Here is a 23,104-nt window from a genome sequence, read left to right as displayed (position 1 = left end):
TCACATACCGTCGGTACATGAAATCGGGGAGGGTTGATGACCGGAGTGCGGGTCCGGCAGCGGGAGCAGACGCGCCAGGCGCTGATCCAGGAGGCGCGGACGTTGTTCGCCCAGCGTGGCTACGGCGCGGTCGGGCTGGCCGAGATCGTGGCCGCCGCCGGTGTCACCAAGGGGGCCCTCTACCACAGCTTCGACGGCAAGATCGGCCTGTTCCGCGAGGTCCTCGCGCAGGTCCAGTCGGAGGTCGCCGACCGGGTGGCCACATCGGTGTCCGACGACGCGGACTCCTGGGTCTCCTTCGTCGAAGGGTGCCGGGCGTTCCTGTCGGTGTCGAACGACCCCGAGCTGTCCCGGATCATGCTGATCGACGGGCCCGCGGTCCTGGGGTGGGCGGAGTGGCGGCGGCTGGACGAGCAGACCTCCGCGCGGCATCTGGCGGAGTCGCTGCAGCAGCTCGTCGACGACGGGGTGATCGCAGCGCAGCCGGTCGAGCCGCTGACCAGGCTGTTGTCCGGTGCGATGAACGAGGCTGCCCTGTGGCTGGCCGAGGCGCGGGGGACGGTGGACAGCGAGGCCGTCTGGACCGCGTTCCACGGCCTGCTCTGCTCGCTCCGCTGACGTCGGCCCGCCGACCGGGGTGTCGGCCGGGTCGTCTGCTCCGGGCAGCAGAGGTCTCCCCGCCGGCATGCCCTCGGCGCAGCCGGGTAGTCCGCTCGTCATGACCCACGACCGTCGCAGCCCCGGGTCCGGCTCCGTGCTCGGTCCCTCCGGTACGGGTGTCGGCCCTCCCGGCGCGGCCGGACGGGATCCGGTGGGCCACGTGATCGCGCGTCGAGCCGTCGTCCGCCGACCGTGTCGAGGAACAGGGCCGCGTGCGGTGCGCGGATTCCGGTTCCCGGCAGATGGTCAGCGCGATGGTCTGTTCCCTTCGATATCGACCTCCGATGGTGCGTCGCCAGGAACAGGGCCGTTGTCGGAATCGGTTCGTCTGTGTCGAGAACGCGATGTGACAGCGCCGCGCGATCGGTTCCGCGAGGACCGGGGTGCCGCGCGGACATCGCCGGAACAGGGGTGCGAGAAGGAGGGGTTCTGTGATGGGAGTTGATCGGATCAGAGTGGACTCCCCGCATCCGGATGTGTATCGGATCCGGGTGTGGGGCTTCCTGGACACCCTGAGAGCGTGTTTGAGAAGGGTCCGCGTGTCTGCGCTGGATGCGTCCGGGTGTGGTCCATCGTGGAGGAGTGGCTCGGCGTAGGCGGTGGTACCCCTCGGACACATCGTCGTCGAGTCCGCCACGCTGGGGCGAACCGCCCGACTCGGTGAGGTGCTCGGCGTGCTGGGACAGAACGGGGAGCCGCCGTACCGGGTCCGGTGGGCCGATGGGGCGCAGTCGCTCTACAGCCCCGGCGCCGACGCCCGGGTGCGGCTCGTCGCGCCCGAGCCCGACCCGGAGGGAACCGTGATCGGGGAGGGCGACGTCGAGTGGGTGGAACCGGTTCGCGACGACGGTTCTCCGTTGTCGGATCCGCGTCCTTGACAACCGCCGTGGAGTGTCTTATTAGTGGAGGTGTCCGAGAGATCGGACATCGCACGACAACCGACCGAGTGTGAGCGACGGTTCCTCCGAGCAGGCCGGGAATGGCAGGTCGAAGTGAGCCCGGGCGACAGATATGGTGACGTCGTCCGTGCCGTGCCCCGTTTCCCGGTGTGCGTGGAACAGGTCGGAAAGGGAGGTGAGAACCTGGTGATGCGGGCCAATCCGTTCCGTGCGCTGGACCGGTTCCTCGACCCGGACGCCAGACCGTTCGTCCCGGCGGCCCCGGGTTGGCCGACGCACGTCGCGCGGGTCGACGATCGCGGACCACAGCTCCTGGCCCGGTCCTCCCTGACGCGGCGGTCCGCCGAGGCCACGGCCACCGAACGGCCACCCAACGGCCACGGAACGGCCACGACGAGAGGTTCGGAAGGGGGTGGCAGCCACCTCGAGACTTCTGATCATCGACCGACCATCACTCGAACCGCACGGTGGAGTCGCCCAGGGGTCGGACACCGTCCCCGGTGCTCCGACCGGGCGACTCCGCTCCTCGACCCTCGTGAGGTGATGACGATGCTGGACGCCCCGTGTGCAGCGCCCTCGGGTGTTCCGGCCCGAGCCGACACCGCGGGCAGCACCGTCGTGCCGGTCCCCGTCGTCGAGATGCCGCTCGACGGCCGTACCTCACTCGACTGCGGGGTCACCGCCCACGTCGAGACCGTGCCCGACACCGACGCCGCGTTCTTCGCCGTCGTCGCCGCGTCCGGTCCGTGGCCCGAAGCCCGCGCCCGGACCGCCCGTCGTCGCACGATCCGGCGTCTTCGCACCGACACCGCCACCGCCCGCGAGGACACGCCCGACCGCGCCGGCCCGGGACGCGCCGGACCGGGATCGCGACCAACGCGGCACGACGCCGGGCGCCGAAGAGTGCGCCCCGACCAGCGCTCGCCTCCGACCGCATGAGCAGGGGCCCCGGGCCGTCACGGCCCGGGGCCCTGCTCGTGCGCGTCGGTCCTCATCGGACCATCGTGACCGTGCGATACCGCGACCGATCTTCCGCGGACGAGTACCTCCTGCGTAACTTACGAAGTCTGCCTAAGTTGAGTCGCCGAGGACTCCTCGGTGCAGCCGTGTGCGGCGCGCTGCTGTTCGGAACCGTCGCCTGCGGCAGTGAGTCCTCCGGTGCCCCCGACACCGCCCAGGGCTCGGTCACGGTCATCCACGCACTGGGCACCACGACCGTGCCGCCCGGTGTCTCACGGATCGTGGCGCTCGGGCCCACCGGGTTCGACGTAGCACTGGCGCTGCAGGCGCCCGTCGTCGGAGCGTCCTCCAGCGGCAGCGAGTCCGGTCTCTCCCCGTGGACGTCGCAGGCCCCGGGGGCCAAGGACGTCGAGGTGCTCCCCGTGACCGGCGAGGCCACCGAGGTGAACATCGAGCAGGTCGCCGCCCTGAAGCCGGACGTGATCTTCGCCCCGGGCTACTTCGCGCTGCAGAAGTCCTACCAGCAGCTCAGTGCGATCGCGCCGACGATCGGCTACCAGAAGGGCCCGGCCCCGGATACCTGGCAGGAGATGACGACGCAGCTCGCGACGGCGCTCGGCCGGCCGGCCGACGCCGAGCGGGTCTCCGGCCAGGTGCAGACGAAGCTCGACGAGACGCGGGCCGCGCACCCGGCGCTGCAGGGCGCCACCTACACCTTCGGCTTCGTGCAGCCCGGCGCGGTGACCGCTCTGCGCGACCCGGACGACGCGATGAACTCGGTGCCCGCGGCGCTGGGGCTCTCGCTGTCGCCGCAGATCCTCGCGCTGCCGAAGGGGGAGTCGTTCGGGGTGCAGCTCTCCTCCGAGCAGATCGCCTCGCTCGACGCGGACGCCCTCGTCCTGTTCGACGGCGGTGACGCGGAGGCACTCAGGACCCTCCAGCAGAACCCGCTGTACGAGCGGCTGCCGGTGGTGCAGCGCGGCGCGGTCGTGACCTACGACTACGACGAGTTCATCGGGCTGCGCAACCCGTCCCCGCTGTCGATCCCGTGGATCGTCGACCGGATCGCCCCGCGTCTGTCGGACGCCGTGTCCACGTAGTCCCTCGTCCTCCACTGCGGCCGGCTCCGGCATCCCCGGTGCCGGCCGCAGTCGTGTGCGGAGGGTTGATCCCCGGGGTCGGTGCCTCCGTCGAACGGGCCGAGGAGGCCCGGCGCGTCACACCAGGACGCAGTAACGCCAACACGCGACGAGACCAGCCAAATGAGTGATGCCAGCCTACTCACGCTACTCCGACCTGGCGTTCCGGGGCGGTGTGGGAGTTCTGCGTGATGTCACTCTCTAGGCGGGATGTTGATCGATGTGATGAAGTTAGGCTCGCCTTAGAGAAGTGCAGCCGACCATGGGCAAGGGACAGTGATGGCCGACCCCGCGAGGGTGCGAAGCGGTGGCGGTCGGACGACCGGCTGCGTCGCCGAGTGTCGGGACGCGGTCGGGCGGCACCACGGCAGCCTCACCGAGGACACCACGACGGGGAGCGCGAGCCCCAGGAGCCCGGTCGCTCTCCGTGGGACCCGCAGCCCCCGACCGTCGACCCGGGACGGCCACGACCAGCTCGAGCGGGCGGTGTCCGCCGGCACCGAGCGGTCCGGCCCGTGTCCCGCCGGTCGCGCCGCGCGCTGACCCTACCCGACCGACGACAGAGGAGACAGCCATGTCCGTCAACCCGTTCGACGACGAGACCGGGACGTTCTACGCCCTGGTCAACGACGAGGGTCAGTACTCCCTGTGGCCCGGGTTCGCCGCCGTCCCCGCGGGCTGGCAGGTCGCGCACGGTCCGGCCGACCGCGCGTCCTGCCTCGCGCACGTCGAGCAGCACTGGACCGACCTGCGACCGCGCAGCCTGGCCGACCGCACCGGCTGACCCGCTCCACCCCTCACCCCCGAAACGGAAGGAACCCCCATGTCCGGCGTCGCCGATGTCGTCCCGCAGGTGTACCGCACGCTGCTCAGCGGCAAGATCCACCGCGCCACGGTGACCCAGGCCGACCTGCACTACGTCGGTTCGCTCACCGTCGACGAGGACCTCATGGACGCGGCCGGGCTGGTCGAGGGCGAGAAGGTCCAGGTCCTCGACATCGACAACGGCAACCGCCTCGAGACCTACGTCATCACCGGTGAGCGCGGTACCGGCGTGATCGGTGTCAACGGGGCCGCGGCACACCTCGTGCACCCCGGCGACCTCACGATCATCGTCGCCTACCAGCAGGTCCCGCAGTCCGCTGTCGCCGACCACGTGCCGCGGGTCGTCCACGTCGACGCCCACAACCGGATCGTCGAGCTCGACACCGCCCCCGCCGCTCCGGTGCCCGGAGCCCTCGACCAGTTCGCCGGTCGCTGAGCGTCCGCAACCACCGCGCAGGAGGAACCACCCCGATGAGCCCCGTGTCCACCGACGAGCTCCGTGAGCTGATCGCCGACCTGGTCGACGAGGAGCCCGCGGACGTCGGCGACGACGACGACCTGTTCGAGCTCGGCCTGCAGTCCATCGCGCTCATGCGCCTGGTCTCGCGCTGGCGCGACGAGGGGCTCGACGTGGGGTTCGGCGACCTCGCCGCCCGCCCGACCGTCGCGGCGTGGGCCGCGCTCCTGGCCCGCCGTCCCGACGCCGCCCCGGCGACGGACGGCACCGACGAGCAGCCCACCGGCGAGGGGCAGCCCGCCGCGGCCGACGAGTCCGCCGAGTTCGGGCTGGCCCTGCTCCAGCACGCGTACTGGGCCGGCCGCGACCCGGCCCAGCCCCTGGGCGGGGTGGCCCCGCACCTGTACCTGGAGTTCGACGGGCCCGGTCTCGACCCCGACCGGCTGGCCGCGGCCGTGCGCCGGCTCGTCGACCGGCATCCGATGCTGCGCGCCCGCATCACCGACAACGGCCGCCAGGAGATCCTGCCTGTCGACGGTCAGGGCACGCCCGTCGTGCACGACCTGCGCGCGGTGTCCGACGCCGAGCGCGAGCAGCGGCTGGCCGCGACCCGGGACGCGATGTCGCACGAGATGCTCGCGATCGAGCGCGGCGAGGTGTTCCGGGTCGCGGTGAGCCTGCTGCCCGACGGAGCCCGGCTGCACGTCGACGTCGACATGGTCGCCGCGGACGCCGTCAGCTTCCGGGTGCTGCTCGCCGACCTGGCCCACTGCTACGCCCACCGCCTCGACGCGCCCGAGACCGAACCGATCGGCGTCACCTACCGGGAGTACCTGCAGGCCAGGCCGGGTGCACGCCGGGCGGTGTCCGACGCCGCCCGCGCCTACTGGGAGAGCCGGGCCGCCGACCTGCCCGGGGCGCCCGAGCTGCCCGCGGTGGAACACGGCACCGGCCGGCCGCGCGCCCAGCGGCTCGCGTTCACCCTGGCCGGCGACGAGCGGGACGCGGTCTTCGCCGCGTGCCGCCGCCACGGTCTGACCGCGGCCGCCGTCATCGCCACCGCCTACGCCGAGGTGGTCGGCGCGTGGAGCGCGCAGCCACGGTTCGTGGTGAACGTCCCGCTGTTCGACCGCGACCCGGTGCACCCCGAGATCGACCGGGTCGTCGGTGACTTCACCGGCTCGGTCCTGCTCGAGGTCGACCTGACCACGCCCGCGACGTTCCTGGAACGGGCACGGGCCGTCCAGCACCGGCTGCACTCCGACGCCGAGCACGCCGGCTTCTCCGGTGTGGAGGTGCTGCGCGAGCTCGGCCGCCGCGCGGGCGAGCAGGTACTGGCGCCGGTGGTCTTCACCAGCGGACTGAACCTCGGCGAGCTGTTCGACGAGCAGGCGCGGGCGCTGTTCGGCGACCCTGTGTGGATGATCTCGCAGGGGCCGCAGGTCCTGCTCGACGCGCAGATCACCGAGGTCGGCGGGCAGATCCTGGTCAACTGGGACGTCCGCGCCGACCTGCTGCCCGACGGCGTCGGCGAGGCCATGTTCGCCGCGTTCAGCCGGCTCGTGCGCGGCCTGGGCGAGAAGCGGACCTGGTCCGTGCCCGTCCCGGCGCTGCTGCCCGCCGACCAGCTCGCCGTGCGGGAGCGCGTCAACACCACCGCCGAGCTGCCGCCGGCGCGACCGCTGCACCACGACTTCTTCGCCGGCGCCGTCGCCCGCGGGGACGCCCCCGCCGTCGTCGCCGACTCCGGGGTGCTGGGCCACGCCGAGCTGGCCGACCGGGCACTGCGGGTCGCGGCCGGGCTGCGCGAGCGCGGGGTCGCGCCGGGCGAGCCGGTCGCGGTGACGCTGCCGCGCGGACCGGAGCAGGTCGTAGCGGTGCTCGGGGTGCTCGCCGCGGGCGGCACCTACGTGCCGCTGGGCGTGGAGCAGCCCCCCGCCAGGGTCGAGCGGATCCGGGCGGTGTCCGGGCACCGGTGGGCGATCACCGCCGAGCCGGGGGAGGACCGGGTGACGGTCACCGAGCTCCTGGCCCACGCGCCGCTGCCCGAGGCGGCCGGCCCGGACCCGGAACAGGTCGCCTACCTGCTGTTCACCTCCGGCTCCACCGGCGAGCCCAAGGGAGTCGAGGTCCCGCACCGCGCCGCCGTCGCCACCCTCGACGACCTGGTCCGCCGCTACCGGATCGGGAGCGGCGACCGGACGCTCACGGTCTCCGCACTCGACTTCGACCTGTCGGTGTTCGACCTGTTCGCGGTGCTCGGCACCGGCGGTGCCGCCGTCGTCGTGCCCGAGGGCGCCCAGCGCGACCCCGACCACTGGGGACGCGCGATCCGCGAGCACGGCGTCACGATCCTCAACTGCGTGCCGGCGCTGCTCGACGCGCTGCTGGCCACCGGGCACGACCTCGGCGACACCCTGCGCCAGGTCCTGCTCGGCGGCGACCGGGTGGGCACCGACCTGCCGGGCCGGCTGCGCGAGCGGGTGCCCGGCTGCGGCTTCGCCGGGCTCGGCGGCACGACCGAGACCGCGATCCACTCCACCGTCACCGAGGTCGGCGACGGCCCCGGTGCCGTCGACCCGGACTGGCGGTGCGTTCCCTACGGCACCCCGCTCGACGGGGTCGCGCTGCGCGTCGTCGACCACCTCGGCCGCGACGCACCCGACCACGTTCCCGGCGAACTGTGGATCGGCGGCGCCGGGGTGGCGCACGGCTACCGCGGCGGCCCGGACCGCACCGCGGACCGCTTCCTGGCGCTCGACGGGCGCCGCTGGTACCGCACCGGGGACCTCGCCCGCTACCGATCCGACGGCAGCGTCGAGTTCCTCGGCCGTCGCGACGACCAGGTCAAGCTCAACGGTTTCCGGGTCGAGCTGGGGGAGGTCGAGGCCGCCACCGCCGCCGTCGACGGGGTCGCCCGCGCGGTCGCCGTCGTCGTCGGCGACGCGGTGCTCGCGGTCGCCGTGCACGGCACCGCCGACCCCGACACCGTCGCGGCCGCGCTCCCGGACGCGCTGCCGCCGCACATGGTCCCGCGGGCGGTCGTCGCGCTGGACCGGATGCCGCTGACCGCGAACGGCAAGATCGACCGCCGGGCCGTGCGGGCCGCCGTCGCCGAGCGGGTGGCCGACGGCGGCGATCGGGTCGAGCCCGACTCCGCCCTGGAACGGGTGGTGGCCCGGGTGTGGGCGCAGGTGCTCGAGCACGACGGCCCGGTGGGCGTCGAGACCCCGCTGTTCGCCCTCGGCGGGGACTCGGTCCTGGTCACGGTGATCGTCTCCCAGCTGCGGGAGCTGCTCGACACCGACGCCGTCTCCGCACGCACGGTCTTCGCCCACCCGACGGTCCGCGAGCTGTGCCGGGCCCTGCGCGCGCAGGAGCCCGAACGTCTCGACGCCGTCGCCGAGGTCGTCGACGAGATCGAGTCGCTCGCCGAGGACGAGGTCGACCGGGCGCTGGCCGACCGGTGAGCGGTCCTCCGCACGGCTGAGCCCCGCCGCCGCGCCGCGCCCGGACCGTGGCACCCCAACTGCGGCACCCGGACCGACCGCACCCGAACGACCGCACCCATCCGTCCCGCCCGGGGCACCGGAGGCCACCACCATGACCAGTCTCGATGAGCGCGAGCGCGCCCTGATCGCCCGGCGCCTGGCCGAACCCGGCCTGCGCCGCAGCGACCCCGGCGCCGCGCCGCGCCGCGCCGGTCGGACCGAGTTCCCGCTGTCGTTCGCGCAGCGACGGATGTGGCTGCACCACCAGATCGTGCCGGGCAGCACCGCGTTCAACCTGTGCATCGAGCTGACCGTCGACGGCGACCTCGACGTGGCGGCCCTGCGGGCGGCCTTCGACGCGCTGGTGGCCCGGCACGAGGTGTTGCGCACCACCTATCACACGGGCGACGACGGCGACCCGTTCCAGCGGGTGCACGACTCGCTCGGCTACCCCTGGGAGGTCCTCGACGCGCCAGGGGCCGACGCCGACGCGCGTCGTGCCCGGGTCCGCGAGCTGGCCCGCGAGCGGGCGTCGCGGCCCTACGACCTCGCCGCGGACTCCGCCGGGCTCGCGGTGAACGCCGCCTGGATCGGGTCACCCCGTTGACCGCCGCACTGGTCGCCGCGAACGGGCTGTCCGGCGCCACCTGCGTCACCGCGATGCTCGCCGTGCCCCCGTCCATCGTGGACCGGGCCAAGCTGCACGCGGTCGGGGCGTTGAACACCGTGTCGCTGCGCCTCGGCGCGGTGGTCGCCCCGGCCGTCGGCGGCATCGTGTTCGCGGTCGCCTCCGCCGCCTGGAACTACACCGCCGGCGCACTCGCCGCGGCCGTGACGTGGGTGCTGCTCATGGTCGCGCCGCCACCGGGCCGGGGACGGACGACCGCGGCCGCCTCGGCCGGTCCGGACGGCGACGGTCCCGACGGCGACCAGCCCGGCGCGGCGGCCGGCGCGGGCGGCGGGGCCGGCGAGGACGGCGCACCGCAGGAACCGGCGGAGAGCCCGCTGGCCGCCCTGCGCTCCGGTGCCCGGTTCGCGGTCCGCGAGCCGGTGGTGTTCGGCGTGATGGTCGCCGGCCTCGTCGGAATGGTCGGCGGAGGCTCGTTCGTGCTGGTCCCGGCCTTCGTCGAGGCCCGCTTCGGCGGCTCGCCCACCGTCGTCGGCCTCATGTACTCGGCACTCGCGGCCGGGGTGGTGTTCGGCTCGCTGGGCAGCGGCTGGGTCCGGCGCAGCCCGCGTCCCGGCCGGCTCCTGTTGGCCCTGATGGTCCTCTGCTACGCCTGCTACGCGCTGGCCGGCGCCGCACCGACCGTCGCGCTGGTCCTCGCTGCCCTGGTCGCCGCCGGCGCGACGAACGCGATCGAGGAGGTGCTGCGCTACACCCTGCTGCAGCTCCGCACCCCCGACGCCCTGCTGGGCCGGGTGAACAGCCTGTTCGCCGCCCAGGCCATGACCGGCGCCGCGATCGGCGCCGTCGTCGCCGGGTTCGTCGGCGACGTCGTCGGCGACGGCGACGCGCTCTGGGTCTACAACACCGTCACCGGTCTGGTCGCCGCCGCGACCGGACTGCTGCTCGGACCGCTGCGCCGGGTCACCCGCGCATCCATCGAGGAGGAACGATGATCTTCGTCGGCGACGGCGCCCTGCTGTGGCGCGCCGTGCGGCACGCCCGGGCCGACGGCCATCCCGTCGACCTCGTCTGCCACGGGCCGCGCACCACCCCACCGCCGGGGTTCGACCCGGGCGCCGCCCGTGAGGTCCGCAGCGGCGCCGAGCTCGACGCGCTTGCCGGCGAGCTCGCCGAGCGGTGCACCGACGGCCTGCTGTGGTCGATCGACAACCCGTTCCTGCTCCGGGAGAAGGTGCTGGCCTCGGGGCTGCGGCTGCTCAACGTGCACGGGGGCCCGCTGCCGTCCTACCGCGGCCTCCCGCCGGTGACGGCCGCCTACGCCGTGCTGCACGGCGAGACCAGCCTCGCCGCGACCCTGCACGAGATCGACGCCGGCATCGACACCGGCCCGGTGCTGGCCGAGGCGCGGTTCCCCATCGACCCCGACGCGGCGACGGCCTGGGGCCGCTGAGCCCGCCGTCCCACCTGCCCGTCGACGCCCGGCCCACCACGCCCCGGCACCCCACGACGACCTCCACCCCGGTGGCACGAGCGCCGGCCCGAAGGAGAACCGACCATGTCCACGACCACCGAGGCGGCCGGCCCGCCGCGCACCCAGCCGGCCCCCACCGAGCGGACCCGCAGCACGACCGACCGCAGCACGACCGACCGCACCGCCACCGACCGCACCGCCACCGACCGCACCGCCACCGACCGCATCGCCGGCGCCACCGCCGTCGCCCGCACGGTGCCCGACTCGGACCCCTACGTGCTCTACGAGCGCGGCGACGACGTGTTCCTGGCCGCGGGCACCGCCGCCGAGATCGTGCTGGGTCCCGACGGCCTGACCGTCACCGCGCCCACCGGCACCCGGCACGAACCGCTCGGCGCGGACCCGCTCGGCCAGGTCTCCGCCGCCCTCGCCGAGGTCGGCGGCACCGGGTGGCAGGCGTTCGGCTGGGCGTCGTTCGAGCTGGCCCACCTCCTGCACGGCGGGGAGCTCCCCGCGGACACCGGCACCCTGCTGCACCTGCTGCTTCCCCGCCACACCGCGCACCTGCACCCCGGCGGCGTGGACGTCGACACCGCCGACGCCGCCGTCGCACGGGCCTGGCGCGACACGATCCTCGGCGCCGGGCACGCAGCACCCCGCACCGGGCCGGCGGTGACCGTCGACGAGTCCGCCTGCGCCGAGGCCTACCGCGGCTCGGTGGCCGCCGCCGTCGCCGAGATCGGCGAGGACCGCTTCCGCAAGGTCATCCTGTCCCGCACCGTCCCGGTCACCGAGCCGGTCGACCTGCCCGCCACCTACCGGCACGGCCGGGCGCACAACACCCCGGCCCGCTCGTTCCTGCTGCGCCTCGGTGGTCTGGAGGCGGCCGGGTTCAGCCCGGAGACCGTCGTCGAGGTCGCCGCGGACGGGACCTTCTCCACCCAGCCGCTCGCCGGGACCCGGGCCCGGTCCGGCGAGCCGGAACGCGACTCCGAGCTGTCCGACGAGCTGCGGCGCGACCCCAAGGAGATCTACGAGCACGCGGTGTCGGTCCAGGTCGCCCAGGACGAGGTGTGCGAGGTGAGCGACCCGGACGCCGTCGTCGTGGAGGAGTTCATGCGGGTGGTCGAGCGCGGCAGCGTGCAGCACCTCGCGTCCCGCGTCCGCGGCAGGCTCCGGCCCGGCGCCACCGCCTGGGACGCGCTGGGACGGCTGTTCCCCGCGGTCACCGCGTCCGGGCTGCCGAAGGCCCCGGCCTGCGCGGCGATCAGCCGCCACGAGGGAGCACGCGGCCTCTACAGCGGCGCGGTGCTGACCGTCGACCACACCGGTGCGCTCGACGCCGCGCTCGTGCTGCGCGCCATCTACCGCGCGCAGGACCGGACCTGGCTCCGGGCCGGGGCCGGCATCGTCGGCGCGTCCACCCCGGAACGGGAGCTGGAGGAGACCCGGGAGAAGCTGCGCAGCGTCAGCCGGTTCCTGGTCGGAGAGGAGACGACGTGACCGTGCTCATCGACGGGGCGCTCGGCTGGCCCGACGCGGACGTGGAGCGCTACCGGCGGGAGGGCTACTGGGGCGAGGACACCCTCGGCGACCTGCTGGGACAGTGGGCCGGCCGGTACGGCGACGCCGTCGCCGTCGTCGCGGGGCCCAGGCGGCGGACCTACGCCGAGCTCGACCGGGCCGCGGACGCCCGCGCCCGCTCGCTGCGGGCACTCGGCGTCGCCGAGGGCGACCGCGTCGTGGTGCACCTGCCCAACACCGCCGAGTTCCCGGTGACCCTGTTCGGGCTGCTGCGGGCCGGGGCGGTGCCGGTGCTGACCCTGCCCGCGCACCGGCAGGCCGAGATCGAGCACCTCGCCGCGCTCTCCGGGGCCGCCGCCTACGTCGGACCCGACGTCGTCGAGGGCTTCGACCACCGCGAGCTCGCACTGCAGGTGGCGAAGGCGGTGCCCTCGCTGCGGCACCTCCTCGTCGACGGCGAGCCGCTGCCGGGGACGACCGCGATCGCCGACCTGCCCGCCGGCACCGCCGAGCCGCTCCCGCGGCCCGACCCCGGACAGGTCGCGGTCCTGCTCGTCTCCGGCGGCACCACGGGCAAGCCGAAGCTGATCCCGCGCACCCACCGCGACTACGCCTACAACGCCCGGGCCAGCGCCGAGGTCTGCGCGCTGACCGCCGACGACGTCTACCTCGCCTGCCTGCCGCTGGCGCACAACTTCCCGCTGGCCTGCCCGGGCCTGCTCGGCGCACTCGGGGTCGGGGCCACGGTCGTCCTCGCGCCGGTCCCGAGCCCCGACGTCACCCTCGGGCTGGTCGCGGCCGAGGGCGTCACGGTCACCGCGATGGTGCCGCCGCTGCTGCGGCTCTGGGCCGACCTCGCCGGCGACGGCCGCGGGTCCTGGGACCTGTCGACCCTGCGCCTGGTCCAGGTCGGCGGGGCCAAGTGCGACGCGACGCTCGCCCGCCGGGTCCGCCCCGAGCTCTGCGCCGCCGTGCAGCAGGTCTTCGGGATGGCCGAGGGGCTGCTGAACTACACCCGGCTCGATGACCCCGACGACCTCGTCGCGGTCAGCCAGGGGCGCCCGCTCAGCCCGGCCGACGAGGTCCGGGTCGTCGACCGCGACGGCACCGACGTCGCGGAGGGGACGGCGGGGGAGCTGTGGACCCGCGGCCCGTACACGCTGCGGGGCTACTACCGGGCCCGCGAGCACGACGCGACGTCGTTCACCCCGGACGGCTACTACCGCACCGGCGACCTGGTGCGCCGCCTCCCGACCGGACACCTCGTCGTCGAGGGCCGGATCAAGGACGTCGTGAACCGCGGCGGTGAGAACGTCGCGGCCACCGAGCTGGAGGAGCACCTGCTGGCGCACCCGGACATCGCCGGCGCGGCCGTCGTCGGCATCCCGGACGACGACCTGGGCGAGGCGGTGTGCGCGGTGATCGTCCCGGCACCCGGTGCGACCCCGCCGAAGCGGCGTCACCTGCGCACCTTCCTGACCGAGCGCGGGCTGGCCCGCTTCATGTCCCCGGACCGGGTCGTCGTCCGGGACGACCTGCCGCTCACCGCCGTCGGTAAGATCGACAAGCGGGCACTGGGTGCGCTGCTCGCCGCCGAGAGCGGGGTGCGCGGATGACGGTCACGACCCTCAACGGCATCCGGCTGTCCTGGACCGACCACGGAGGCGACGGCCCGCCCGTCGTCCTGGTGATGGGCACCGGCAGCCCGGGTCGGGTCTGGCAGACCCACCAGGTGCCTGCACTCCGCGAGGCCGGCCACCGCGTCGTGACCCTCGACAACCGGGGCATCCCGCCGACCGACGAGTGCGCGCACGGGTTCACCGTCGACGACATGGCTGCCGACGTGCTCGCCCTGGTCACCCACCTCGACGCGGGACCGGCCGCGCTCGTCGGCACCTCGCTCGGCTCCCGCGTCGTGATCGAGGCGGCACTGGCCCGGCCGGACCTGGTCACCCGGGTCGTCGCGATGGCCGCGCACGCCCGGCTCGGCCCCGTGCAGCGGGCGATCACCGCGGGCGAGATCGCACTCGCCGACGCCGGGGTCGAGCTGCCCGAGGAGTACCACGCCGCGGTGTCCGCGTTGCAGTACCTGTCGCCGTCGACCCTGCGTGCCGACCGGGAGGCCCAGGACTGGCTCGACGTCCTGGCGTTCGCCGGGGCGGGGGTGTCCAAGGGGCACCGGGCCCAGCTGCAGGTGTCGATGGCGCTGGGGGACCGGACCGAGGCCTACCGGGCGCTCGCCGTGCCGCTGCTGGTGCTCGCCTTCGCCGACGACGCCGCGATCCCACCGCACCTGAGCCGCGAGGTCGCCGACGCCGTGCCCGGCGCCCGGTACGTCGAGATCGCCGACGCCGGGCACTACGGCTACCTCGAGCGGCCCGCCGAGGTGAACCGGGCGACGGTCGCGTTCCTCAGCGGCCGGTAGCGGGCGCGGCGGCCACCCGCTCCAGCGCCGGGCGCAGCCGGTCGAGGAGCCAGCCGGTGGACACCACGTTCGGTGCCTGCAGCGCGATCGCCTCGTCGAGACCGATCGGGACGTAGGTCGTGCGGGCCAGCGCCCGCGCGACCACCGGGTTGCCCTCGAACCGCCGTCGGTCGGCCGGGGTCGGGAAGCTCATGACGACCAGGTCGGCCTCGGCCAGGCGACCCGCCTCCTCGTAGGACAGCGCGACCGTGCCGGGGGCGACCTCGTCACCGGCGGGCGGGTCGGTGGCGAAGGTCGGCGGCAGGCACAGCCCGAACAGCACGTCGCGGTAGACGACGGTCGGGGCGATCGCGCTCAGGCGCTCGTAGGCGTCGCGGTCGGTCACCAGGTAGGACGACACGGCCAGGATGACGTCCGGGCGGTACGCCGCGATCCGCTCCAGCGGCAGCGGCTCCAGCTCACTGATCGTCAGCACCCCGTCCGGGAACGGCGTGAGGTAGGGCGCCTGCGGCTGCGACTCCCCGGCGTTGCGCAGGCTACCGACGACGTCCGCCCCGAGCACCCTGGCGACCGCGACGTCGGCCGACCCCAGCGCGACGACCCGCTGCGGACGGGCCGGGATCGTCGTCGTCCCGAAGGCGTGGTCCAGCGTCAGCGGGAACGCGGCGTCCGCTCCCTGCGGACCGGCCGCCTGCGGTGCAGCGGAGCATCCGGCGACGAGCAGCATGGCCGCGACGACGAGTGCGACGACGGTGGCGACGACGGACGAGCGGGCCGGGCCGAGCGGTGCGGTGTGCACGTTCCGACAGTCGTCCGCGGGCCGCTCCCGGTTCCGGCGAGCGGCGTTCCCCACACCCGCGGCGCCCGTCCGCGCGCGATGTCCCCCGGCGGAGCGGGGCCGCCGCTGCCGACGCGCCCCGGCGCTCGGGTCACGCGGGTCCTCCCGTGGGCGTCCGGGTCGGTGCCGGGAAGGCGGCCGCGACGGCGCCGGGGGCGCGGCCGGGGCCGGGCGTGTTGGCGAAGGTCTGGGCGATCGAGACCCACTCCGCGGCCACCGGGCCGGTCGTGGTCACGTCGGTGTCGTCGACGTGCCGGCGCTGGGTGGCGACCAGGCAGAAGCCGAGCGCGGAACCGGTGACCCGGTCCGCGGCGTCCTCCGGGCCCCAGGTCCACGAGGCGCCGGAGGGGGCGAGCAGCTCGACCCGCACGGGCACCTGTGGGACCTCGCGGCCGTTGTTGCGGAAGGTGAAGCCGAAGGTCTGCACGCCGAGGTGGGCGACGTGGCGCAGCCGGTCCGTCGGCTCCCGGAGCACCCCGAGCGCGTCGGCGACGTCCTGGCCGTGCGCCCAGGTCTCCATCAGCCGGGCGGTGATCGAGGACAGGGCGCTCATGTCGGGCCCGTACCAGGGCAGCCGGGTCTTCGGCTCGATGCCGCGGAACGTGCCGACGAGGGCGTCGCGGGCCCCGGCGAACCACGCTCGGACCTCCTCCGCCCCGAGGCCGGCGTGGTCCGCGGCGACCCGGTCGGGGAAGCCGGGACCCAGCTCCCGCAGCGCGGCCGCCCGCGACCGGAAGGTCGCCGGGTCCGTCGTGGCGAGGGTGGCGGCCTCGTCGAAGTAGGCGAGATGGGTGAGCTGGTCGCGGATGCTCCAGCCCTCGGCCGGGGTCGGCGCGCCGACCCCGGCGTCGTCGAGGTCGGCGACCATCGCCCGGACGACCGCGCTCTCGGCCGCCAGGTCGTCGAGGACCGCGTCCATGGACACCATGGTCAGATGATCTCCTGCCGGACGGGGGCACCGTAGGTCACGTCGCTCATGTCGGGCCTCCACCTCGTCGCCACGGCCTGCGGATCATGGTGGACCGTGTCGAGGACATCGGGAAGTACAGAGGACATCGTGAAGTACGGACGACCGATTGCGTGACCGATCCCCGGGGACCGCGCCCTTCGTAACGTCACCGCCGGGTCGCCCGTCCCGCACCTCGGCACGCGACAGCCCGACGGGAGCCCCCGCGGCGACCGATCGCCCGGCTGGTGCACCGGGCCCGCCACGGTCCCGGTGGGAGAGGGGTAGACGTGAGGATCACGATCCTGGGCCGCGGCGCCGTCGGCGGCGGCCTGGCCGCGCTCTGGTCGGCCGCCGGGCACACCGTCAGCGGTCTGGGCCGCGACGGTGGTGACGCGACCGGGGCCGACGCGCTCGTCGTCGCCGTCCCCGGGGACCAGGTCGCCGACGCGCTGGGCCGGACGACCGGGATCGCCGGCGTCCCCGCGATCGACGCCACCAACGTCTACGGACCGCGCGACCCGGAGCACGAGTCGAACGCTCACCTCGTCCGCTCCCGGACGGGCGGGCCCGTCGCGAAGTCCTTCTGCGCGGACTTCGCGTCCGAGTACCCGCGCCTGGCGACACAGACCACGCCCCCCGGGCAACCTGGTGGCGGCCGACCCCGCGATCCGCACGCTCGTCGACCGGCTCAACCGGGACGCGGGGTTCGACCCGATCCACGTCGGTGGCCTGGAGGCGGCCCGGGCGATCGAGGACGCCGGCCCGTTGCTGATCGCGATCGCCCGCAACGGGACCGGCCCGTTCTTCTACCGGATCACCCCGACCGCCGGTTAGGCGGTCACGCCCAGCGGAGCGGGTCGTCCTCCAGCGCGGAGCGGTCCCAGCGCCCGAGGTCCGCGGCCGCCTCGTAGGTCGTGCGGAGGAACTCGACGACCGCGCGGTCCGGGTCGGGTGCGGCGCGGGCGACCTCGTAGGGCAGCAGGAACTGCTGGAAGTCCGGGCTGTAGAAGGCACCGTCGGGGCCGACCGGGGCCTCGGCGAAGCCGTCGGGCGCGGGGTAGGCATAGGAGTAGAAGGCGCCCTCCTCACCGCCACCGGGCCAGAACCCGCAGCTGGACAGCTCCCGCGAGTAGCCCTCGACCATGACCCAGTCGCCGCAGTTGGGCACCCCGCCCGGGTGCGCCGGCGCCGGCCTCCCGGAGAATCGGGTGCAGGCCATGTCCATGCTGCCCCAGAAGAAGTGCACCGGGCTGACCTTGCCGACGAAGTGCGCCCGGAACTCGCCGAGCACGCGGTTCACCTGCAGCAGCTGCCGCCAGAACAGGGTGGCCGCCTCGGCGTCGTAGGAGGCGTGGGTGAGGTCCTCGGCGAACGGGATCGCCGGGTCGACCTCGTTGGGGTGCGGCCGGATCGGCGCGGAGATGCCGAGCCGGCCGAGCACGTCCAGGACGGCGCCGTAGAACTCGGCCACCGACATCGGCGCCAGGCCGAAGCCGAGCGCGCCGCCGTCGCTGCTGCGGACCTCGAGCCGGTGGCCGAGCAGGTCGAGCTCGATCTCGAAGGCCCCGGTGCCGTACGGGACGGCCGACGTCGTCAGGCCCCGCGCGCTCGGGTACAGGGTCACCTGCCACCAGTGGTTGATCAGCGGGGCGTGTGCCATCCGGATCTTGCCCACGATCTGGGTCCACATGTGCAGGGTCTCGCGGGTGGCGGTCCAGTTCGCCACGCGCAGGCTCGGCCAGCTCGTCGTCGTGCTGCTCATCGGTCTCCTCGTGGATCGGCCGGACCGGGGTCGCGTTCCCGGTCCCGGCGGTGACGCGGCCCGTGGTGTCCACCGGGGCCGCGGATGTGACGCCGGCGACCGGTCAGTCGGTGACCCTGCTGGTCGCCCGGTACTCGAGGTGGGCGAGCTCGGGATGGCGCGCCAGCCAGGCGGCGACGAACGGGCAGATCGCGAGTACCCGCAGCCCGTCGGCCTGCACCGACGCGATGCCCTCGCGGGCCAGCGCCGATCCCACCCCGCGTCCCTCGAAGGCCGGGTCGACCTCGGTGTGCACGAAGGCGACGAGCTCCGGTGTGCGTACGTACGCGGCGACGCCGGCGAGCGTCGTGCCGTCGTGGGCCTCGAAACGGTTCGCGGAGCGGTTGTCGGTGACGACGATCATGTGGGGCCTCTCTCCGTGGGCGCCCGTCGACCGGGCCGGCGGTACTCGGGGGTGGTCCGGGGCCGGGACCCCGCCCGCGCCCCGGATCATCGAGGCGAGGTGGGTCAGGCTATCGGTCACGTTCGCGCTGCCGCGGTCGACGACCGGGTTCGACGCCGGTCGCGCGGAACACCGGTGACGTCGGGACCCCCGCACGTCCCGGACGCATCGGTGGGGGCGGGTCGGATCACCCGGCGAGTGTCGGGTCCGGCCGGTCCCGGCGGATCGGTCGCCGGATCGGTCACCGGATGATCCGGACGACGCGGCTACGGTGGTCCGACGGATCCGCCGTGCCACGGGGGCAGGCGGGACGAGGCTGCGGGGGGTCATGGAGCTGTTCGGACGGCGTTCCGAGACCGCGGCACTGGAGCGGCTGCTGGCACGCGCGGCCGACGGCGCGGGTGCGGCGCTCGTGCTGTGGGGGGAGCCGGGGATCGGCAAGACCGCACTGGTCGACCACGTCGTCGACGCCGCGTCCGGGGCCACGGTGCTGCGGACCAGGGGCACCCGGATGGAGACGGGGCTCGCCTTCGGCGCACTGCACGCGCTGCTCTGGCCGGTCCTCGACCGGCTCGACGCGCTCCCGGACCCGCAGGCCGCCGCACTGCACGGCGCGCTCGGGATCAGCCGGGACCCGGCCAACCGCTTCCTCATCGGCGCGGCCGTGGTGTCGCTGCTCTCCGGCCTGGCCCGGGACCGGCCGGTGCTCGTCGTCGTCGACGACGCGCAGTGGGTCGACGAGGCGACCGCGCACTGTCTGGGCTTCCTCGCGCGTCGGGTGCGGACCGAGCCGGTCGTGGTGATCCTGACCGACCACGCCGACCCGGCCCAGGGGCCCTGGGAGGGGGTGCCGGCTCTGGAGGTCGTGGGACTCGCCGACGACGACGCCCGCCGGCTGGTCGGGGCCGCCGTCCCCGACGCCGACGAGGCCCTCGTCGACGACACGGTCGCGATGGCGGCGGGCAACCCGCTCGCGCTGCAGGAGCTGCCCACCGTCGGGCGCGAGGCCGACGACGAGGCGTCCGGGGGGCCGATGCCGGTGGGGCCCCGGCTGCGGCGGGCGTTCTGCGCCCGCGCCGAGGCCCTGAAGCCGGCCACCCGGGCGTTGCTGCTGCTGGCGGCCGCGGAGGGGCGGGGCGACCGGCACGTCGTCGACCGGGCCGGGGCCGGGTGGGGTGTCGACGCCTCCACCTGGGACGAGGCGTTGCGCTCCGGCCTGCTGCACGCCTCGGGCACCCGTCTCCGGTTCCGCCACCCGCTGGTCCCTGCTGCCCTCTACGACGGCGCACCCGTCACCGACCGCCGGGCCGCGCACCGTGCGCTGGCCGCGGCGCTGCCGGCCGAGGACGTCGAGCACCGCGCCTGGCACCTGGCGGCCGCCGCGGACGGCCCCGACGAGGACGTCGCGGCGCTGCTGGAGCAGGCGGCCGCCAGGTGCCTGGAGCGCAGCGCCGGTCCACTGGCGGCACGCACGCTGCGGCGGGCGGCCGACCTGTCGCCGGACCCCGCGGACGCCGCGCGCCGGCTGGCGGTCGCCGCCCGCGCCGCCTGGGGCGCGGGCGACGCCGAGGGAGCCCGGCGGCTGCTCGACGACGCCGAGCGCCGGGGCGGGGCGGAGCCCGTCGTGCGGTACGGCGGCGGGCTGCGCGGGATCCTCGAGTTCACCACGGGTCTCTCCGAACGCGCCCATCACTACCTGGTGGGGGACATGGCCGTCGTCGCGGGGACCCGCACTGCGATGGAGCTGGGCACGGTGGCGGCCCGCGCGGCGTGGTCGGCGGGCCGCCCGGACCTGCAGCAGGCGGCGCTTCAGCGGCTGCTCGCCCTCGACCCCGGCGGCGTCCCGGAGCTGGCACCGGTCATGCCGACACTGCGGGCCTGGTGGGCCTGCTACGACGGGACCGGCCGGGCGGCCGGGTCGCTCCCGGCCCCGGACGCGGCCACCGTCGGCCTGCTCGGGACCGTGCCGTGGGAGCTGCTGCCGCCCGTGCCGCTGGTCCAGGCCTGCGGGGTCGAGGGGCCGCTGCACGACGTGCTGCGGGTACAGGCCGCGCAGCTGCGGCGGCGGCACGAGCTCGCCGCGCTCGCGATGGTGCTCGCACAGAGTGCGGTCCTCGATGCCGCGGCGGGCCGGTGGGAGACCGCCGAGGCCGGCGCCACCGAGGGCCTGCGGCTGGCCGAGGAGGTCGGGGCGGACCACGTGGCGAGCCAGTGCCGGCTCTGTCTGGCGAACCTGGCCGCAGCCCGCGGCGACGCCCCCGGCCTGGAGGAGCACACCACCCGGGCGCTGGCGGTCTCGGTCCGGCAGGAGGTGCGCGCGCTCGCCGCGTCGGTGTACTGGGTGCGCGGCCGGGCGGCGCTGTTCGACGGCAGGCCCCGCGACGCACTGCACCACCTGATGCCGCTCGACGAGCCCGGCCACGAGGCCGCACACCCCACCTTCGCACTGCTCGCGGCCCCGGACACCGCCGAGGCCGCGATGCAGGAGGGGCGCACGGAGACGGCCTCGGCCCGGCTGGCGGCCGTCGAGACGTGGGCCCGGCGGACCGGCGCCCACTGGGCCCGCGCCGCTGCGCACCGTCTGCGCGCCCTCGCCGCCGGCGGGCCGGACACGGAGGCCGTGTACCGGGCCGCGCTCGACGGCGCAGGTGCCGCTCCGGATCCGTTCGAGCGGGCCCGTACCCGGCTGCTGTACGGCGAATGGCTCCGTCGGGTCCGCCGTCGCGCCGACGCCCGGCACGAACTCACGGGGGCGGCGGAGACCTTCGCCCGCCTCGGCGCGGCGCCGCTGCGGGCGCGGGCGCTGCGGGAGCTGGGGCTGGCCGCGCAGTCCGGGGTGCGGCACGAGCCGGCCGCCGCCGGGCTCACCGCCCAGGAGCTGCGGGTCGCCCAGCTGGCCGCCGAGGGGCTCACCAACCGGGAGATCGCGGCCCGGCTGCTGATCAGCCACCGCACGGTCGGGCACCACCTCGGCAGCGTCTACCCCAAGCTCGGCGTGACCTCCCGGGCCGAGCTCGCACGGATCGACATGGCGGGCGACCTGAGGTTCCGCACCCCCGGGCACGAGTGACCCGGACCGCCGCCGGCCCGTCGCCTGGCGGCGTAGCTCAGAAGCCCCGCGCGAGCCGGTGGTAGGCGTTGTTCCAGCGCAGCTCGTGCAGGAACGTCCGCGGCCGCGTGGTGTCGCCGATGTGCACCAGCTCGGTGCCGACGATCTCGGCGAGGTCGTCGAAGGCCTCGACCCCGACGGCGGTCGACAGCACCGTGTGGTGTGGGCCGCCCGCCATCAGCCAGCACTCGGCCGAGGTCGCGAGCGAGGGCTCCGGGACCCACGTCGCCGTCGCCACCGGGAGCCTCGGCATGGGCTCGTCCGGGTCGACGACCTCGATGTCGTTGCTGACCAGGCGGAACCGCTCCCCGAGGTCGCAGATGCCGAGCACGATGCCCGGGCCGGGGTCGGCGGTGAACCGCAGCCGGACCGGGTCCTCCCGCCCGCCGATGCCCAGCGGGTGGATCTCCAGCGACGGCCGGGACCCGGTGATGCTCGGGCAGACCTCCAGCATGTGCGCCCCGAGGATGCGCTCGTGGCCGGGACGCAGGTGGTAAGTGTAGTCCTCCATGAACGACGTGCCGCCGGGCAGCCCGGTGGCGACGACCTTCACCGCGCGCAGCATGGCCGCGGTCTTCCAGTCGCCCTCGGCGCCGAAGCCGTAGCCGTCGGCCATCAGGCGCTGCACCGCGAGCCCGGGGAGCTGACGCAGACCGCCGAGGTCCTCGAAGTTCGTGGTGAACGCCTGCGCCCCGGTGGACTCCAGGAACGAGCGCAGCCCGATCTCGACCCGCGCGCCGTAGCGGAGCGCGTCGTGCCGGGCGCCGTCGGGGAGCAGCTCGGGGGCGACGTCGTAGACCTCGGCGTACTCGCCGACGAGCTTGTCGACGTCGGCGTCGGCGACCTGGTCCAGCACGGCGACCAGGTCGTTGACGCCGTAGGTCTGCACCGACATCCCGAAGACCCGGGTGGCCTCGACGCGGGCGCCGTCGGTCACGGCGACGTCGCGCATGGTGTCACCGAACCGGACGAGCGTGAGCGCGCGCAGCTCCGCGGCGCCGGCGGCCGCACGCGTCCAGGTCCCGATGCGGTCGCGGAGCACCGGGTCGGACACGTGCCCGGCGACGGTCTTGCGGGCCAGGCCGAGCCGGGTCTGGACGTAGCCGAACTCGCGGTCGCCGTGCGCGGCCTGGTTGAGGTTCATGAAGTCCATGTCGATCTCCGACCAGGGGAGGTCGACGTCGGCCTGGGTGTGCAGGTGCAGCAGCGGCCGGGTCAGGGTCTCGAGCCCGGGGATCCACATCTTCGCCGGGGAGAAGGTGTGCATCCAGGTGATGACGCCGAGGCACCGGTCGTCGGCGTTGGCCTCCAGGCAGATCCGTCGGATCGCGTCGGCGTCGGTGAGCACGGGCTTCCACACCACCCGCACCGGGATCTCGTCGGCGGCGTCGAGCCGGGCGGCGACGGCCGCGGACTGGTCGGCGACCTGGGCGAGGGTCCCCTCGCCGTAGAGGCCCTGGCTCCCGGTCAGGAACCAGACCTCGTAGCTGTCGAGCAGCGAGCCGCTCATCAGACATCCCTC

20 protein-coding genes are annotated in these 23,104 nt (G+C 74.9%); 15 read left to right on the top strand and 5 right to left on the bottom strand.

Going from position 1 to position 23,104, the window contains the following annotated elements; all coding sequences use genetic code 11:
* The first annotated feature begins 36 nt into the window (after positions 1-36).
* The 13 genes from XF36_RS13575 to XF36_RS13510 all read left to right on the top strand — a co-directional run bounded on the left by XF36_RS13575 (position 37) and on the right by XF36_RS13510 (position 14,482).
* Positions 37-618: a TetR/AcrR family transcriptional regulator gene (locus XF36_RS13575; protein ID WP_060712267.1), complete on the top strand. Its 582-nt coding sequence runs from the start codon at positions 37-39 to the stop codon at positions 616-618.
* Between the two features lie 716 nt (positions 619-1,334).
* On the top strand, positions 1,335-1,538 hold the full coding sequence (locus XF36_RS13570) for a DUF1918 domain-containing protein (RefSeq protein ID WP_238589260.1): 204 nt from the start codon (positions 1,335-1,337) through the stop codon (positions 1,536-1,538).
* Between the two features lie 570 nt (positions 1,539-2,108).
* Positions 2,109-2,498, top strand: coding sequence for a hypothetical protein (locus XF36_RS13565; protein WP_145981357.1), 390 nt, complete (start codon positions 2,109-2,111; stop codon positions 2,496-2,498).
* Between the two features lie 167 nt (positions 2,499-2,665).
* A complete protein-coding gene (locus tag XF36_RS13560; protein ID WP_060712265.1) occupies positions 2,666-3,619 on the top strand; it encodes an ABC transporter substrate-binding protein in 954 nt (317 codons plus the stop codon).
* A gap of 613 nt (positions 3,620-4,232) precedes the next feature.
* Positions 4,233-4,442, top strand: a complete 210-nt coding sequence (locus XF36_RS13550; protein WP_020627831.1) for an MbtH family protein — start codon at positions 4,233-4,235, stop codon at positions 4,440-4,442.
* 69 nt (positions 4,443-4,511) lie between these two features.
* The gene (panD, locus tag XF36_RS13545) at positions 4,512-4,919 is read left to right on the top strand and encodes an aspartate 1-decarboxylase (RefSeq protein ID WP_060714680.1); all 408 of its coding nucleotides are present in this window, start codon (positions 4,512-4,514) and stop codon (positions 4,917-4,919) included.
* 35 nt (positions 4,920-4,954) lie between these two features.
* A complete protein-coding gene (locus tag XF36_RS13540) occupies positions 4,955-8,410 on the top strand; it encodes a non-ribosomal peptide synthetase (protein WP_060712263.1) in 3,456 nt (1,151 codons plus the stop codon).
* Positions 8,411-8,543: 133 nt separating this feature from the next.
* Entirely contained in the window at positions 8,544-9,038 is a 495-nt protein-coding gene (locus tag XF36_RS13535) for a condensation domain-containing protein (RefSeq protein WP_060712262.1), read from the top strand.
* Positions 9,035-10,054 (top strand): MFS transporter, encoded by a 1,020-nt coding sequence (locus tag XF36_RS13530; RefSeq protein WP_060712261.1) that lies wholly within the window; start codon positions 9,035-9,037, stop codon positions 10,052-10,054. The genes XF36_RS13535 and XF36_RS13530 overlap by 4 nt, the downstream gene beginning before the upstream one ends.
* Complete coding sequence (locus tag XF36_RS13525) at positions 10,051-10,512, top strand: formyltransferase family protein (protein WP_060712260.1); 462 nt, start codon at positions 10,051-10,053, stop codon at positions 10,510-10,512. The genes XF36_RS13530 and XF36_RS13525 overlap by 4 nt, the downstream gene beginning before the upstream one ends.
* 105 nt (positions 10,513-10,617) lie before the next feature.
* Positions 10,618-12,036: a salicylate synthase gene (locus XF36_RS13520; protein ID WP_082375390.1), complete on the top strand. Its 1,419-nt coding sequence runs from the start codon at positions 10,618-10,620 to the stop codon at positions 12,034-12,036.
* Positions 12,033-13,673, top strand: a complete 1,641-nt coding sequence (locus tag XF36_RS13515; RefSeq protein WP_060712259.1) for a (2,3-dihydroxybenzoyl)adenylate synthase — start codon at positions 12,033-12,035, stop codon at positions 13,671-13,673. The genes XF36_RS13520 and XF36_RS13515 overlap by 4 nt, the downstream gene beginning before the upstream one ends.
* Positions 13,670-14,482, top strand: a complete 813-nt coding sequence (locus XF36_RS13510) for an alpha/beta fold hydrolase (RefSeq protein WP_060712258.1) — start codon at positions 13,670-13,672, stop codon at positions 14,480-14,482. Before XF36_RS13515 ends, XF36_RS13510 begins: the two co-directional genes overlap by 4 nt.
* Here XF36_RS13510 and XF36_RS13505 read toward each other — a convergent pair.
* A complete protein-coding gene (locus XF36_RS13505) occupies positions 14,469-15,281 on the bottom strand; it encodes an ABC transporter substrate-binding protein (protein WP_145981355.1) in 813 nt (270 codons plus the stop codon). The two genes, XF36_RS13510 and XF36_RS13505, sit on opposite strands and share 14 nt — an antisense overlap.
* A gap of 130 nt (positions 15,282-15,411) precedes the next feature.
* Positions 15,412-16,248, bottom strand: coding sequence for a TIGR03084 family metal-binding protein (locus tag XF36_RS13500; RefSeq protein WP_060712256.1), 837 nt, complete (start codon positions 16,246-16,248; stop codon positions 15,412-15,414).
* Between the two features lie 669 nt (positions 16,249-16,917).
* Here XF36_RS13500 and XF36_RS33265 point away from each other — a divergent pair.
* Complete coding sequence (locus XF36_RS33265) at positions 16,918-17,103, top strand: hypothetical protein (RefSeq protein WP_060712254.1); 186 nt, start codon at positions 16,918-16,920, stop codon at positions 17,101-17,103.
* A gap of 4 nt (positions 17,104-17,107) precedes the next feature.
* On the opposite strand, the gene XF36_RS13485 is transcribed toward XF36_RS33265, so the two are convergent.
* Both XF36_RS13485 and XF36_RS13480 read right to left on the bottom strand, forming a co-directional pair.
* A complete protein-coding gene (locus XF36_RS13485; RefSeq protein WP_060712253.1) occupies positions 17,108-18,031 on the bottom strand; it encodes a DUF5996 family protein in 924 nt (307 codons plus the stop codon).
* Between the two features lie 103 nt (positions 18,032-18,134).
* A complete protein-coding gene (locus tag XF36_RS13480; RefSeq protein ID WP_060712252.1) occupies positions 18,135-18,434 on the bottom strand; it encodes a GNAT family N-acetyltransferase in 300 nt (99 codons plus the stop codon).
* A 367-nt stretch (positions 18,435-18,801) separates the two neighbouring features.
* Here XF36_RS13480 and XF36_RS13470 point away from each other — a divergent pair, with 367 nt between their 5' ends.
* Positions 18,802-21,543: an AAA family ATPase gene (locus XF36_RS13470; protein WP_064485422.1), complete on the top strand. Its 2,742-nt coding sequence runs from the start codon at positions 18,802-18,804 to the stop codon at positions 21,541-21,543.
* A 37-nt stretch (positions 21,544-21,580) separates the two neighbouring features.
* On the opposite strand, the gene araA is transcribed toward XF36_RS13470, so the two are convergent.
* Entirely contained in the window at positions 21,581-23,092 is a 1,512-nt protein-coding gene (gene araA / locus XF36_RS13465) for an L-arabinose isomerase (protein WP_060712250.1), read from the bottom strand.
* Positions 23,093-23,104: the final 12 nt, after the last annotated feature.

Origin of the sequence: Pseudonocardia sp. HH130629-09 (genome assembly GCF_001294645.1) — a bacterium.
In the GTDB taxonomy this organism is placed as follows: Bacteria; Actinomycetota; Actinomycetes; order Mycobacteriales; family Pseudonocardiaceae; genus Pseudonocardia.
This window is presented reverse-complemented; position numbering and strand designations above follow the sequence as displayed.

What these genes read in the sequence shown, in the direction of transcription:
- XF36_RS13575 (WP_060712267.1), top strand. Translation starts at nt 37, where the DNA reads ATGACCGGAGTGCGGGTCCGGCAGCGGGAGCAGACGCGCCAGGCGCTG.
- XF36_RS13565 (WP_145981357.1), top strand. Translation starts at nt 2,109, where the DNA reads ATGCTGGACGCCCCGTGTGCAGCGCCCTCGGGTGTTCCGGCCCGAGCC.
- XF36_RS13550 (WP_020627831.1), top strand. Translation starts at nt 4,233, where the DNA reads ATGTCCGTCAACCCGTTCGACGACGAGACCGGGACGTTCTACGCCCTG.
- XF36_RS13540 (WP_060712263.1), top strand. Translation starts at nt 4,955, where the DNA reads ATGAGCCCCGTGTCCACCGACGAGCTCCGTGAGCTGATCGCCGACCTG.
- XF36_RS13535 (WP_060712262.1), top strand. Translation starts at nt 8,544, where the DNA reads ATGACCAGTCTCGATGAGCGCGAGCGCGCCCTGATCGCCCGGCGCCTG.
- XF36_RS13525 (WP_060712260.1), top strand. Translation starts at nt 10,051, where the DNA reads ATGATCTTCGTCGGCGACGGCGCCCTGCTGTGGCGCGCCGTGCGGCAC.
- XF36_RS13520 (WP_082375390.1), top strand. Translation starts at nt 10,618, where the DNA reads ATGTCCACGACCACCGAGGCGGCCGGCCCGCCGCGCACCCAGCCGGCC.
- XF36_RS13510 (WP_060712258.1), top strand. Translation starts at nt 13,670, where the DNA reads ATGACGGTCACGACCCTCAACGGCATCCGGCTGTCCTGGACCGACCAC.
- XF36_RS13500 (WP_060712256.1), bottom strand. Translation starts at nt 16,248, where the DNA reads ATGGTGTCCATGGACGCGGTCCTCGACGACCTGGCGGCCGAGAGCGCG.
- XF36_RS13485 (WP_060712253.1), bottom strand. Translation starts at nt 18,031, where the DNA reads ATGAGCAGCACGACGACGAGCTGGCCGAGCCTGCGCGTGGCGAACTGG.
- XF36_RS13480 (WP_060712252.1), bottom strand. Translation starts at nt 18,434, where the DNA reads ATGATCGTCGTCACCGACAACCGCTCCGCGAACCGTTTCGAGGCCCAC.
- XF36_RS13470 (WP_064485422.1), top strand. Translation starts at nt 18,802, where the DNA reads ATGGAGCTGTTCGGACGGCGTTCCGAGACCGCGGCACTGGAGCGGCTG.
- araA (WP_060712250.1), bottom strand. Translation starts at nt 23,092, where the DNA reads ATGAGCGGCTCGCTGCTCGACAGCTACGAGGTCTGGTTCCTGACCGGG.